The 14026-nt window shown below is 39.9% G+C and carries 11 protein-coding genes and 1 pseudogene; 10 read left to right on the forward strand and 2 right to left on the reverse strand.

What is annotated here, in order from left to right:
• The first annotated feature begins 1 nt into the window (after position 1).
• The 5 genes from cmk to pyrF all read left to right on the forward strand — a co-directional run bounded on the left by cmk (position 2) and on the right by pyrF (position 4244).
• Positions 2 to 685 (forward strand): (d)CMP kinase, encoded by a 684-nt coding sequence (gene cmk, locus GBI16_RS01620; protein ID WP_086210130.1) that lies wholly within the window; start codon positions 2 to 4, stop codon positions 683 to 685.
• 112 nt (positions 686 to 797) lie between these two features.
• Entirely contained in the window at positions 798 to 2474 is a 1677-nt protein-coding gene (rpsA, locus tag GBI16_RS01625; protein WP_086210129.1) for a 30S ribosomal protein S1, read from the forward strand.
• 161 nt (positions 2475 to 2635) lie between these two features.
• Positions 2636 to 2938 (forward strand): integration host factor subunit beta, encoded by a 303-nt coding sequence (locus tag GBI16_RS01630; RefSeq protein ID WP_086210128.1) that lies wholly within the window; start codon positions 2636 to 2638, stop codon positions 2936 to 2938.
• A 20-nt stretch (positions 2939 to 2958) separates the two neighbouring features.
• Positions 2959 to 3324 carry a lipopolysaccharide assembly protein LapA domain-containing protein gene (locus GBI16_RS01635; protein WP_086210127.1) on the forward strand — a complete coding sequence of 122 codons (366 nt, stop codon included), beginning with the start codon at positions 2959 to 2961 and terminating at the stop codon, positions 3322 to 3324.
• Positions 3325 to 3563: 239 nt separating this feature from the next.
• Positions 3564 to 4244, forward strand: a complete 681-nt coding sequence (gene pyrF, locus GBI16_RS01640; RefSeq protein ID WP_086210126.1) for an orotidine-5'-phosphate decarboxylase — start codon at positions 3564 to 3566, stop codon at positions 4242 to 4244.
• A gap of 368 nt (positions 4245 to 4612) precedes the next feature.
• Here pyrF and GBI16_RS01645 read toward each other — a convergent pair whose 3' ends face one another.
• Entirely contained in the window at positions 4613 to 5521 is a 909-nt protein-coding gene (locus tag GBI16_RS01645) for a lysine exporter LysO family protein (RefSeq protein WP_086210124.1), read from the reverse strand.
• A 45-nt stretch (positions 5522 to 5566) separates the two neighbouring features.
• Positions 5567 to 7081, reverse strand: a pseudogene (locus GBI16_RS01650) (flavin-containing monooxygenase).
• Positions 7082 to 7230: 149 nt separating this feature from the next.
• On the opposite strand from GBI16_RS01650, the gene GBI16_RS01655 reads away from it, so the two are divergent.
• From GBI16_RS01655 to GBI16_RS01675, 5 genes are all read left to right on the forward strand, one after another.
• Complete coding sequence (locus GBI16_RS01655) at positions 7231 to 8238, forward strand: AraC family transcriptional regulator (protein WP_086210122.1); 1008 nt, start codon at positions 7231 to 7233, stop codon at positions 8236 to 8238.
• Between the two features lie 85 nt (positions 8239 to 8323).
• Entirely contained in the window at positions 8324 to 9475 is a 1152-nt protein-coding gene (gene zapE, locus GBI16_RS01660) for a cell division protein ZapE (protein ID WP_086210121.1), read from the forward strand.
• A gap of 363 nt (positions 9476 to 9838) precedes the next feature.
• Entirely contained in the window at positions 9839 to 12001 is a 2163-nt protein-coding gene (locus GBI16_RS01665; protein WP_086210120.1) for a malate synthase G, read from the forward strand.
• Positions 12002 to 12077: 76 nt separating this feature from the next.
• Positions 12078 to 12554, forward strand: a complete 477-nt coding sequence (locus tag GBI16_RS01670) for a hypothetical protein (protein WP_086210119.1) — start codon at positions 12078 to 12080, stop codon at positions 12552 to 12554.
• 805 nt (positions 12555 to 13359) lie between these two features.
• Positions 13360 to 14022: an SOS response-associated peptidase family protein gene (locus GBI16_RS01675; RefSeq protein ID WP_086210118.1), complete on the forward strand. Its 663-nt coding sequence runs from the start codon at positions 13360 to 13362 to the stop codon at positions 14020 to 14022.
• Positions 14023 to 14026: the final 4 nt, after the last annotated feature.

A 14026-nucleotide genomic window follows, 5' to 3' on the forward strand; every position in this document is an offset into this window, starting at 1 on the left:
AATGACAGTTCAAATTATTACGATTGATGGTCCAAGTGGTTCGGGCAAAGGCACGCTCGCTGCAAAAATAGCAGCGCATTATCAGTTTCATTTGCTCGATTCAGGTGCACTCTATCGTCTGTTGGGATTGTCCTTACATCAGCATGATTTGTTAGATGTTGTGGCGACAGAGTTGGCACAATGTGTGGAAATTGCTACACATTTAGACATACAATTTTTAAGCACTGCGCAAGGCACACAAGTCTTGCTTAAGGGTGAGGATGTTAGTCAAACCATTCGCACTGAGCGAGTTGGTGAGTTTGCATCAAAAGTTGCAACGATTCCTGAACTTAGAGCTGCACTGGTTGATCGCCAGCATGCTTTTGCACAGCCCCCTGGTTTGGTTGCAGACGGTCGAGACATGGCTACATCTATCTTTCCTGAAGCACAAGCGAAGATTTATTTAACTGCTTCAGCCCAATCTCGTGCTGAACGAAGAGTAAAGCAGTTGCAGGGTATGGGGCTGGATGCTAAAATAAACGATATTTTAGCTAATATTGAGGCGCGTGATAAACGTGACATGGAGCGAGAAGTTGCTCCACTCAAACCAGCGGCTGATGCTTATCTCATTGATAGTTCTGAATTGAACATTGATGAGGTGTTTCAGCTCATGACGGCTTATATAGATAAGCAATTAGCAAATTAACGAATTTTATATTCAGCAGAAGCATAGCTTGATCAGTTCAATATGGACTATGTAGACGCTTAACTAAACCGGCCTTGTCTGATCCAAGACCGCTGACTTTATCAGGTATATCATGACCGAATCTTTTGCAGCCCTCTTTGAAGAAAGCGAATTAAACCTCAACGTTGAAAAGGGTGCTGTCATCCAAGGCGTTGTAGTAAACATCGATTCTGACTGGGTAACAGTTGACACTGGCCTTAAATCAGAAGGTATTGTTGACCGCGCTGAATTCTTAAATGAACAACGCGAACTTGAAGTTCAAGTTGGCGACACTGTTGATGTTGTTGTTGAAGCTCTTGACAATGGCATGGGTCAAACAGTTTTATCACGTGAAAAAGCGAAACGTGCTGAAACTTGGACTAAACTTGAAAAAATCTTTGAAGACGGCGAAATCGTTACTGGTGTTATCTCTGGTAAAGTTAAAGGCGGTTTCACTGTTGACATCGGTCCAGTTCGTGCGTTCCTTCCAGGTTCTTTAGTTGATACTCGTCCTATTCGTGATACTACTCACTTAGAAGGTAAAGAGTTAGAATTTAAAGTAATCAAACTTGATGCTAAACGTAATAACGTTGTTGTATCTCGTCGTGCTGTTATGGAAGCTGAATCTTCAGCTGACCGTGAAGCTCTTCTTGCTCAGCTTGAAGAAGGTCAAACAGTTACTGGTACTATCAAAAATCTTACTGACTACGGCGCATTCGTTGACCTTGGCGGTATTGATGGTCTTCTTCACATCACTGACATGGCTTGGAAACGCATCAAGCATCCATCAGAAGTGGTTGAAGTTGGTCAAGAAGTTACTGTTAAAGTACTTAAATTTGACAAAGAACGTAACCGCGTATCTTTAGGTCTTAAGCAATTAGGCGAAGATCCATGGTTGGCGATCATGAGCCGTTATCCTAAAGGTTCTATCGTTAAAGCTCGCGTAACTAACTTAACTGACTACGGCTGTTTTGCAGAAATCGCTGAAGGCGTTGAAGGTTTAGTACACGTTTCTGAAATGGACCACACAAACAAAAACATCCACCCATCTAAAGTTGTTCAGATTGGTGATGAAGTTGATGTTATGGTTCTTGAAGTTGACGAAGAACGTCGTCGTATTTCTCTTGGTATCAAACAAACTCGTGCTAACCCATGGGAAGAGTTTGCTAAGAACCACGACAAAGGTGAAAAGGTTTCAGGTACTATCAAGTCAATCACTGACTTCGGTATCTTCATCGGTTTACCAGGCGGTATTGATGGTCTAGTTCACTTGTCTGATATTTCTTGGAACGAACAAGGTGAAGAAGCGATTCGTCGTTACAAGAAAGGTGATACTGTTGAAGCGGTTATCCTTTCTGTAGATGCTGAAGGCAACCGTATCAGCCTTGGTATCAAACAAATGAACAGCGATCCGTTCAACGATTTCTTAGCTGCTAACGAACGCGGTGCGCTTGTTAAAGGTACTGTAACTGCTGTTGACGCTCGTGGCGCAACTGTTAAGTTAGCTGACGAAGTTGAAGCGACTCTTAAAGCATCTGAAATCAATCGCGACCGCGTTGAAGATGCAACTAAGTTCCTTGAAGTTGGTCAAGAAGTTGAAGCTAAAATCATCAACGTAGATCGTAAATCTCGCTCTATCAACTTGTCTATCAAAGCGAAAGACGAAGCTGAAGAGAAAGAAGCAGTTGCTAACTTGAAGACAGCAGCTAACGGTCAAGACAATGGTCCTAAGACTATTGGTGATTTGATCAAAGCTCAAATGGGCAACTAAGTAGATGTTTAAATTGTATTGTTAATGTAAGTTAACTAATACTTTTTACACAAATACAATAAACGGTAGCGTAGTATTCACTTATTACGCTACCGTTTTGTATTTAAACAGGTTATTATCATTCTATCTACATGGTAGCTTGATAATTAAAGAGGTCGCAGATGACTACGGAAGCACTTAATAAGTCTGACTTAATAGAGCGTATTTCTCTAAAAAATCCACACTTAGCAGAGCCACTAGTGGAAGAAGCTGTTAAGATTATGATTGATCAAATGATTGCATCACTATCTTCTGATAGCCGTATTGAAATTCGTGGTTTTGGGAGTTTTGCACTTCACCATCGTGAGCCTCGTGTAGGTCGTAACCCTAAAACAGGTAAGTCGGTAGAGGTGGCTGCTAAAGCTGTTCCACATTTTAAACCAGGTAAAGCATTACGTGATGCAGTAAACGATTCTGCAGACTAATAAAATTTATCGGGGTGTTTATGCGTTACGTATTATTCGCATTATTAATTGTACTGTTTGGCTATTGTTTAGCTTTAGTACTGCAAAACGGAACTGAGCTGACTGTTGATCTGTTGTTTATACAGGTTCCAGCAATGCGTCTAGGTTTGTTGTTATTGTTAACAATGGCGCTAGGGATTGTTTTGGGTTTGTTGATTGGTGTTCAGGTATTTCGTGTATTCCAGAAAAGTTGGGAAATTAAGCGATTACGTAAAGATATTGATCACCTCCGTAAAGAACAAATTCATGCGGCGCAGTTGGCTGCTGCTGAAGCTGCAGCACATACAAGACATGAAAAAACGGTGTTAGATATCAATCCGAATGATCGTCCATCTACACCGCTTTGAGCCACAATATGAAGTAGGGTTTTTGTTTTACCAAATATTGAAGCTAGTTTGATTTAAACGCCTTTGGATATATGGCCAAAGGCGTTTTTTACTGTGCATTAATCTATTGATAATGATATAAAATTATATGAATAAAGAGCTTGGTTTGAATTTTGAATAGTTTTTAGAAAAAATAGTCTTGGTCGTTTTCGGCTTAATCCGTATAATGCCATAATTTTGTCAGTTTGAAGGGTCTCCTCATGAGTATTATCGTTGCCTTAGATGCAAAAAGTCATTATGACGCAATGACGATTGCTGGGCAATTAGACCCTCAATTATGCCGTGTGAAAGTTGGTAAAGAATTATTTACCCATGAAGGCTCATCTATCGTTAAAGCTTTACATCGTGAAGGCTTTGAAGTGTTCTTAGATTTAAAATTTCATGATATTCCAAATACCACTGCGCAAGCGGTGTGTGCTGCGGCAGAAATGGGCGTTTGGATGGTGAATGTCCATGCTTCAGGCGGCCGAAAAATGATGGAAACTTGTGTCGAACGTTTAAAAGCGGGAAATTATAATACCCAGCTCATTGCAGTAACGGTCCTGACCTCGATGGGTCGTGAAGATTTAGCCGATATCGGCCTCGATATTGAACCCTTTGAACAAGTTAAACGTTTGGCTAAGCTGACCAAAGACAGTGGTTTAGATGGCGTAGTGTGTTCAGCACAAGAAGCAAAAATGTTACGCGAAACGCTTGGTTCAGAGTTCGCATTGGTAACTCCAGGTATTCGCCCTGAAGGTTCGAGTGCAGATGACCAAAAACGTATTGTAACGCCAAAGCAAGCCATGCTAGATGGCGCAACTCATTTAGTCATTGGTCGTCCAATTACACAGTCTGCTAACCCATGTCAAACGCTTAAAGACATTCTAGCAACGCTCTAAATATAAAACTCTAAAAAGCCTTTCATTTGAAAGGCTTTTTTTATACATTCTTTTTTAAAAGAATCATTTGAGCTTAAGCTGACTATACCAAAGCAAAATACTGAATTACGCAGTGCGACTGTAAATGAAGCCACTGAAATGAAGCAGGATTTAAAAGAACAAGATGAAGACTCCACGAAGTCATCTGCTTGGGTATCAGCCATAGCTGTTGTTCAGCTATCAGCTAGGTGCAACAATGGTTGAGGCGGTGGGTGATCTGGTGAAAAAGATTGATATAAACTGAGTCAGTTTATTTTAAAAGATGAAAAGAGAAATGTTGAGTACAGCATCACACCTCATGTGAAGAGGCGTGATGATCGTGAGATGACTTATACTGCTGCCAAGACACTGACAACAATAGGCGCCAGCACAGACAAGATAAAACCGCTTACCATGGCATGTGGGATAAAATCATTTCCACACGCTTGTTTGACCATAGGTAGGGTAACATCCATGGCAGTAGCTCCTGCGGAGGATATGGCAGAGCGTGGATATCGCCAGCCAATAATGTACATGAACACAATTGCAAAGATTTCTCTAAACAGGTCGTTCATGAGGGCAATACTACCCAAATGTGCATTTTTTAATTCCGTGACCACAATCCCCGTCATCGAGTAGAAACCATAGCCTTGAGACAGCATAATTAGATCTTTTAATTGCAAATCAGGTACAAAATAAGCAGTCACAAATGCACCAATTAATGAACCAAGGATACAACCAAGTGGCACGAGCAGTATTTGCCAATTTAACCATGAGCGATCGAGTGGTGAATAGGCCAAATCAAGCCCAATGAGGAACATGAAAACCAAGAGTAAGTTCCATGTGCTGATATGAAGGGTATAGCCGAAACTTGATGATAGCTCTGCCAAAGCATAACCCAATCCTAATGCAATAAATGCATAACTGATATTGATTAAAGACTTAGTCACTAGACTCATGGACACTTTGCCATGACTTGGTTGATAACCTAAAAGTTTGAATAATATATAGCAACAAACAAAAGCCCCGAGGCTGGTCATAACTGCTAAAAGAGCCGCATGATTAAGTATCTGCAAAGGTTGGGCAATGCTATGTAATGTGGTTGAGAATTCAACCGCAATTGCAATTAAGAGAATATAGGTAAAATAAGGCAGGATTTGAAACGCAAGTCGTTCAAGCCATTTGGGTAAACGACGCGCCAAAACAAATCCAAGTGCCAAACAAATAAGAAGCTGGAAAATCAACCAAAAAGATTGCATGTCAAATAAAGTGTGAAAAAATACTGACTTATTATGACCGCGATCTTAATTGATTGCTTGACTATCTTGCTTGGAATTTAAAAAACGATAGTCTGCAGGATTTACTTTTCGTGTTTTCAGCCAATATTTCCAGGTATAGGTAGGCCATAAAGAGAAATTTTTCCCGTCCTCTTGTTGATACCAACTCACACAGCCAGATTGCCAAATGGTATTGGTAAATTGACTTTGTAGATGTTGATTAAACTGATCTTGAGTATCTGCTTTCACAACGATCGCTTGAGATTGCGTTTTTTGTGTCATCTCGATGAGCTGTAAAATGTAATTCACTTGTGACTCAATCATAAAAATAACCGAGTTATGACCTAAGACCGTATTGGGCCCTAAAAGCTGGAATAAGTTAGGGAAGCCTTTGGTGCTAATCCCATAGTAACTTTCGGCGCCATTTTTTTTCCATGCCTCTGTCAGCTCGACATGATTTAGTCCTGTACAGCTAAAAGATTTGAGATAAATACGAGGGTCAGTCACAAAACCTGTGCCATAGATCAGGCAGTCAATTGCACGCTTTTTCCCATCTTGGGTGATGATACTGTCCTCAGTTAACTCCAAAATATCATCGGTAACCAATTCAACATTTTTACGGTTAAAGCTTGGATAATACTTGTTAGAGACCAATATTCGTTTACAACCCATAATATAGTTAGGAACTAATTTCTCAGCAGTCGCAGGGTCTTTGACTTGATGGCGAATATAGGCTTCTGCTAGTTTTTGTGCATATTTCATGACCTGTGGTTTCATAATGGGAACTACACGAGATTCATTTGTCCAATAGAGTCGGGCACGATGAATTTTTCGAAACCAATCAAATCGATCAAACAGCCTTTTTTCAATCGGTAAATAACGACGTTCATCCCGAGGAATAACCCATGCAGCTGTCCTTTGTAGTACGTAAAGTTGTTTCACTTTTTCTGCAATTTCAGGAATATATTGAATCGCACTGCCGCCTGTGCCAATGGAAGCAACATTTTTATTGTTAAGGTCGTAATTATGATCCCACTGTGATGAGTGGAAAACTTTGCCTGTAAATTTCTCAATGCCTGCAATATACGGGATTTGTGGTACATGCAATGGACCTGAAGCAAAAATCACAAATTGAGCAGTCAGTATTTCTGTTTGATTGAGTTTCAACTCCCAAATGCATTTATTTTCTAAGTAACGGGCTGAGCTGACTTCGGTATTAAAACGGATATAAGACTACAATTGATGTTGAGTAGTCAGTGTTTGCATGTATTGATAAATTTCAGGTGCTTCAGCATAACGTTTAGACCAATCAGTCTTGGGTGAAAAAGATAGAGAATATAAGTGAGACTGCACATCGCAAGCAGCGCCTGGATATTGGTTCTCACGCCAAGTTCCGCCTATTTCACTGGCTTTTTCTAAAATGATAAAGTCTTGAATATTACTTTCTAACAGGCGAATCGCCATAGCTAAGCCACCAAAACCTGCGCCAATAATAGCGATCCGTGCATGAGGAGCGTTTAAGCTTGAATTTGCTGCCTGCATAAGAATTTCCTTTTTTGTTCTGATTGATTGTAGAGCAATGTTTAACAAGATCTATGATAGAGCTGACATTAAAATTGATAGATTCGGCAATTGTTGAGTGCTGGATGGTTGTAGTAAAACATAGCCCAATATTTTGCTTTTAATTGATTATGAAACGTTCTGTACTTGGCTTGATGTATTTGATTCAAGGAATGCGTAAAGCAGGAGTCGCAGTCGATCAAAAGTTACAAAGCATTGGTTTGCGTGTAGAGTCGCTTGATCCGAATGCGATCATCCATCCTGCTCTAGAGTGGGATATTTTGAAAATCATTGCAGAAGGTATTGAGCCTGAGCAGGGCTTGTTCATCGGTCAGCATTACGCTCTGGCAGGTTACGGTCCTTTACTCATGTTATTGATGACCAGCCCGACGACACACACAGCATTGGAACAGGGTATCCGCTATCAGAGTTTGACGCATTTAAGTGGCTTATTAGGTTTGAAAAAACAAAATGAGCAAGTGGCACTGTGTTATTTACCACGTGACTTGCAAACACCATTGGGACAGTTACGAGCACATTCTGAAATCGCGGGAACCTATAAGTTCCTACAAGATATTTATAAGATGATTGGGTTAGAGATGCCTGAGATTCGGATGACTTTACCTGTTGCACGACCTGAAGATGCGAAGAAGCTTGCGCTCTATCGGCAGGTTTATGGTCAGCAAGTGAGTTTTGGTACACAGCAAGCTGAATTTTGGTTTGATGAGCGTATGCTTAATATACCTATTCCTTCAGCAGATGCTATGACCTTCAACGTGTATGCGGGCAAATGTCAGGCAGAATTGCAACGTTTGGAAGAAACCGCTGAACAGCCAAGTTTGATTCAACGTGTACAAGATTATTTGGAGTTGCAGCGGGGGTTACTACCGACTATGGCAGAAACAGCACAAGCGCTGAACTTGCCAGAGCGAACATTGAGGCACCAGTTGCAACAGTTAAATAGCAGTTATAAACAAATTCGTGAGCAATTAATGAAAGATCGTGCACTACATTTGATGGAATATCAGGAATATTCCATTGAAATGATTGCAGAGTTATTGGGCTATTCAGAGCCAGCAGCTTTCAATCATGCGTTTAAGCGTTGGTTTGGTTATAGTCCACGACAATATGGGAAATAGCCTAAGCATAATCATGCCAAAGTGTTATAGATTAACTTTTCCACTCCGCTATAATTGATATAGCCTAAAAATAGTATTAAATGATATGTCAGATTTTAATTCACCTACCGCATTCAGCCCTTTATCTCCTGCCGAGCGTTATGCTCAAGCCTTAGCATCTGGACAGTTTATGCCCGATGACGCGCAAGCACAGGCCGTACACGAGTTGGATCGCGTTTGGCATGAATTAATTCAACGTTTTAAGGCATCAAAAAAGGCATTCCGTCGTTTCCGCCGTCAAACCTCTCCACGTGGTGTATATATGTGGGGTGGTGTAGGCCGGGGTAAAACATGGCTGATGGATCAGTTTTATGACTCAATTCCGTTTCGCCGTAAAACGCGCATGCACTTTCATCATTTTATGCAACACGTGCATCGTGAGCTCAACAAGCTTTCAGGTCAGCGTAATCCTTTAGATGCAGTTGCGGATCAAATTTATAAAGAAGCGGTGGTCATTTGTTTCGATGAGTTTTTCGTCTCGAATGTGACGGATGCCATGATTCTCAGTGATTTGTTCCAAAAGCTTTTTGCACGTGGCATTACCTTGGTGGCGACCTCAAACATTGCACCAGATGGTTTATATAAAAATGGCATTCACCGTGATCGTTTCATTCCAACCATTGAAATGGTGAAACAACAGTGTGTGATTTTAAATGTGGATGCGGGCGTGGACTACCGTTTACGTGTTTTAAAACAGGCGCAACTCTTTAAATCGCCTTTAACACATGAACACCAACGTTGGATCGCACAGCGTTTTAGCGCATTGACACAAACCCAAACCATTTCAGATGAGCCGATTATTATTAATAATCGTATTGTGGAAACGGTGGGACATACTGAAGATGTCTTATGGTGTGAGTATTCTGAGCTGTGTTTAAAACCACGGAGTCCTGCTGACTTTATTGAAATTGCAAATATTTATAATACGGTGTTGGTAAGCAATGTACCGCACTTAACAGACTATCTTTCTGAAGGGACACGTCGTTTTATTTATTTGGTCGATGAGTTTTATGACCGTGGGGTAAAACTGATTTTAACCTCAGAAGATACGATTATTGATTTGTACTCTGGTGATAAATTAGCCTTTGAAATTGAACGCACGCGTTCACGTTTATTGGAAATGCAATCAGATGATTACTTGAATGAAGCGCATCGACAAATACAAGCTGAAGCAAGTAAACAACAAGAAGAAATCTAAAAGTTAAAGCATCCGAAAGGATGCTTTTTTTATGTGCATTTTCATTGTTTATTTTATCGACTTTTTTTTATAAACATGGCTTAATCAGGGTTGAAAAACAGGGAGAATATTGGTTTTAAGTGTGAAATATAAGCAAAACTGCACTTAAGTCTAATTTCGACATTTCAAAAACTTAATAAACTATTAAAGAGCATTTTGTAAATTGATAGTGCTTGTGCTTTGAGCAGTATATTATTTGGTAGCTTTTTTACGGTATTAAATAAAAAATGATCACTATTTCGCACGGTGATATTACTATTCAGCCAAGTTTAAATCGGTATACTAGAATCTCTTGTATAAAAAGTAGCAATATCAGGAAAGACAATGACTGCACGTATTCAAAAAGGCAAGTTAGCGATTGCTAAAGAACTTTACGATTTCATCGAAAATGAAGCACTTCCAGGTTCAGGTTTGGACAGTGAAGCTTACTGGAAGAACTTTGAACAAGTCGTTGTCGATCTTAGCCCAAAGAACAAAGCACTATTGGCTAAGCGTGACGACATTCAAGCGAAGATTGATGAATGGCACCGCAACAACAAATTTGAACTTGGAGCTTACAAAGCTTTCCTTACTGAAATTGGCTACTTGGTACCAGAAGTAGAAGATTTCCAAATCAGCACAGAAAATGTAGATGAAGAAATCGCATTATTGGCTGGTGCGCAATTGGTGGTACCTGTACGTAATGCACGTTACTGCTTAAATGCTGCAAACGCGCGTTGGGGCTCTTTATACGACGCACTTTACGGCTTTGACGTGATCCCTGAAGACGGTGGCGCTGAGAAAGGTAAAGGCTATAACCCAGTACGTGGCGATAAAGTTATTGCATTTGCTAAAAACTTCTTAAATGAAACCTTCCCATTAGCAAATGGTTCACATGCTGATGCGACAAAATATGCAGTTGAAGGCAAAAAGTTAGTTGTGACCTTGAAAGATGGTTCAACAACAGGCTTAGCACACGAAGCACAATTTGTAGGTTTCAATGGCGAAGAATCTGCTCCAACAGAAATCGTACTTTTAAATAACGGCCTACACGTTATTATCGAAATTGATGCAAATAGCCCAATTGGTCAAACAGATGCGGCTGGCGTAAAAGATTTGGTTCTTGAGTCTGCATTAACCACAATTCAAGATTTAGAAGACTCGATCGCTGCTGTAGATGCAGAAGAGAAAGTTGAAGGCTACCGTAACTGGTTAGGGTTGATGAAGGGTACACTTTCAGAGTCTATCGAGAAAAATGGTAAAACCGTTACGCGTACTTTGAATAAAGACCGTACGCACAAAAACTTGATCGGCGGTGAAACGAAACTTCATGGCCGTTCATTGATGCTTCTTCGTAACGTGGGTCACCTCATGACCAACCCTGCGATCCTTGTAGATGGTGCTGAAATCTACGAAGGGATTATGGATGCATTAATCACTCCGCTATTGTCTTTTGCAGATATTAAAGGTGAAAACGAAAACAAGAACTCGCGTAAAGGTTCAATGTATATCGTAAAACCTAAAATGCATGGCCCTGAAGAAGTTGCTTTTGCGGTTGAGTTGTTTGAGCGTTCAGAACAAGCGCTTGGCTTGCCTGCAAAAACGTTAAAAATCGGTATCATGGATGAAGAGCGTCGTACTTCTGTAAACTTGAAAAACTGTATTGCTCAAGCAAAAGACCGTACTATCTTCATTAATACAGGTTTCATGGACCGTACAGGTGATGAAATTCATACTTTCATGGAAGCAGGTCCATTTGTTCGTAAGGGCGAAGTGAAAGCACAAATTTGGTTCCCAGCATATGAAAACCGCAATGTGATGATCGGTCTTCAAGCGGGCTTACGTGGTAAAGCACAAATTGGTAAAGGCATGTGGCCAAAACCAGACATGCTTCTAGACATGTACAAAACCAAGATTGAACATCCAGAAGCGGGTGCAAGCTGTGCATGGGTTCCATCTCCATCTGGTGCTGTCATTCATGCGATTCACTATCACCAATGCAACGTGTCTGAGCGTCAAAAAGAACTCTTGAATACTCAGCCTTTATCATTAGACGATTTGTTAACACCGCCTTTAGCGACAGATACTAACTGGACTGAAGAAGAGAAAACCAAAGAACTTGAAAATAACCTTCAAGGGATCTTAGGTTATGTTGTACGTTGGGTTGACTTAGGTGTAGGTTGTTCGAAAGTTCCAGACATCAACAATGTTGGTTTAATGGAAGACCGTGCAACTTTGCGTATTTCATCTCAACACGTTGCAAACTGGTTGCGTCATGGCATCGTATCTGCAGCGCAAGTTGAAGAAGTGATGCAGCGTATGGCGAAAATCGTTGATGAGCAAAACGCAAACGATCCGCTTTATACACCAATGGCACCAAGCTTCGATGGTTATGCATACAAAGCAGCTTATGACCTAGTGTTTAAAGGTGGTGAGCAACCATCAGGTTATACAGAGCCACTTCTACATGCTGCACGTTTGAAGTTAAAAGGTTATACAGGTGACTAATCTGTAAACCTAAAAAAGCCTCTTCGGAGGCTTTTTTTATCAGCAATTTTAAATAGTATAAGAACAAGGAATAACAATGTACTTCTGGAATGTTAATAAATTAGTAGAAGATTTGAAGTTAAATAAAGTCTCAGAAACAGATTTTAAAAATTATTATATCGTGAGTGCCATTATTATCTTGTTGAGTTCTTTAGCACTTACACTTGCACCCGAATCTACCGTATCCGCAGCGTGGGCATCATTTATTCTGCAAATTGGTTTGTTGATTAGCTGGATAAATGCAATCTTTAAAGTGAATGGGGGTGAAAAAGGTCGTGATTTTTTAAAGCGTATTATTGCTTTGAGTCTACCTATTACAATTCAATCACTTGTGTTGTTTTTGATAGTTGGTATTTCCTTGCAAGTCATAATTTTGGTTTTTGCTTCCAGTTTGGAAGAGGCAATGCTTAAGCAATTAAATATAGTCATGGATCTTATTTTTGAAGTTATTATCAGTACATATATTTATTGGCGAATTTATGTGGCAGTAAAACAAATTAATCAACTGAGATGAAAAAGGTTTATATTCATAGAGAACTTTTATTGAGCTTTCGACAGGATATATAGTCCACCAAGCACTTGGTTTGCTCTAAAGCCAAGAGTAAAAATAAGGTCTATGTCTACTAGATTTGTTCTAAGATAAATGGATTTCTTGCATAAGTCATTTTTTGAGCTGTATTGAAATCACAATGAAAGTTCCTTCTTCTTTTAAAAGGAGAAGGCTAGGGAGAGGATTGATAGGAAGAATCCGTCATTCTAAGGTTTTCACCAAGAGTGAAGTGACGTTCAGCACTTATTATATTACCAATGCATGATCATTTTTTGACTTTTGCAAGAGCTCTAATGCATGTATTGGCCTTACAGAGCGTATCAATCTTGATTGCTATATGGTGCGAATTTATGGATGAAGTTTCGACATCAATAAGCTGACCTCGATTTAAATATTTCACTAACTGATTGGAAAAAATATCTTATCGAGTCTTTATCCCATTTTATTTTTAGTCGCTTTGACTGGTGCAGACTCATTATTTAGGGCTGAAACTTAGATAAATAGCTAAGATTATACTTTTTCCGTACGGTAGTAGAAAAGTATGCTTTAACAAAAGCTAGGTTGTCGTTTGTTGTGCTCAATATTGGCAGATGGTATCTACAGGTCTCGCATATCTTTTCTAGCTCAAGCTAAGTGATGTATTTTGAAGGCTTTAGTTTGGGCTTTTGTTGATTATGCCTTATGGGTAAAATATCCAAGATGATATGTTACTCTATTGATTAATTTTAGAACTTCGCTTGAGACAAAAAAGCGAAAATGATTTGATGCTATGTGTGCTAATTTTAAACCTCTAACCCTTGCTCAAGTACAGCAGTTTGGTCTACCTGAAATTCCTTTTGATTATGTGGAAGAGGTGTATCCAGGTTATGAGCTGCCCTTATTGTTCAAATCAAATATAGGATTTGAATGGCGTAAGGTGCATTTTGGTTTAATACCGAAATGGGCAGAAGATAAGAGTATTGCAAGCAAAACCTATAATGCCCGAAGTGAGACACTTCTGCAAAAGGCTAGTTTTATTGAAGCGACTTCAAAATATCAGTTTGGGGTAATTCCAGTTTTTGAATTCTATGAGTCAAAATATATAGAGCAAAAACCACAGAGATGGGGTGTTAGACGACGGGATGGGAAGGTTGTTTTTGTTGCCGCTCTTTATGAAATCTGTCGCATAGCAGGCGAGGTAGTGCGGTCAGCAACCATGCTGACGATGGATGCTATAGACCACCCAATGATGCGGGAGTTCCATGAGCCGGGGGATGTGAAGCGCTCAGTGATTGTGATTCCACATGACCGTTTAGAGGAATGGCTTAGCTGGAAATCGTCAAATATTCAATCTTTTGTACAAGGCTTTCCTGTTGAAGAGTTTGAATGTTCTTATGTACCCAAAATAAAAGTCGAAAAAGAGAGTCCCCAGCTCAACTTTTTCGACTTTTAAACGG

The organism is Acinetobacter sp. TUM15064, from assembly GCF_008980265.1.
Taxonomy (GTDB): domain Bacteria; phylum Pseudomonadota; class Gammaproteobacteria; order Pseudomonadales; family Moraxellaceae; genus Acinetobacter.

Excerpts from the sequence above, each read along its gene's own strand:
- rpsA (WP_086210129.1), top strand. The coding sequence starts at position 798 with ATGACCGAATCTTTTGCAGCCCTCTTTGAAGAAAGCGAATTAAACCTC.
- GBI16_RS01655 (WP_086210122.1), top strand. The coding sequence starts at position 7,231 with ATGAAACGTTCTGTACTTGGCTTGATGTATTTGATTCAAGGAATGCGT.
- cmk (WP_086210130.1), top strand. The coding sequence starts at position 2 with ATGACAGTTCAAATTATTACGATTGATGGTCCAAGTGGTTCGGGCAAA.
- GBI16_RS01670 (WP_086210119.1), top strand. The coding sequence starts at position 12,078 with ATGTACTTCTGGAATGTTAATAAATTAGTAGAAGATTTGAAGTTAAAT.
- GBI16_RS01645 (WP_086210124.1), bottom strand. The coding sequence starts at position 5,521 with ATGCAATCTTTTTGGTTGATTTTCCAGCTTCTTATTTGTTTGGCACTT.
- GBI16_RS01635 (WP_086210127.1), top strand. The coding sequence starts at position 2,959 with ATGCGTTACGTATTATTCGCATTATTAATTGTACTGTTTGGCTATTGT.
- GBI16_RS01675 (WP_086210118.1), top strand. The coding sequence starts at position 13,360 with ATGTGTGCTAATTTTAAACCTCTAACCCTTGCTCAAGTACAGCAGTTT.
- pyrF (WP_086210126.1), top strand. The coding sequence starts at position 3,564 with ATGAGTATTATCGTTGCCTTAGATGCAAAAAGTCATTATGACGCAATG.
- GBI16_RS01630 (WP_086210128.1), top strand. The coding sequence starts at position 2,636 with ATGACTACGGAAGCACTTAATAAGTCTGACTTAATAGAGCGTATTTCT.
- GBI16_RS01665 (WP_086210120.1), top strand. The coding sequence starts at position 9,839 with ATGACTGCACGTATTCAAAAAGGCAAGTTAGCGATTGCTAAAGAACTT.
- zapE (WP_086210121.1), top strand. The coding sequence starts at position 8,324 with ATGTCAGATTTTAATTCACCTACCGCATTCAGCCCTTTATCTCCTGCC.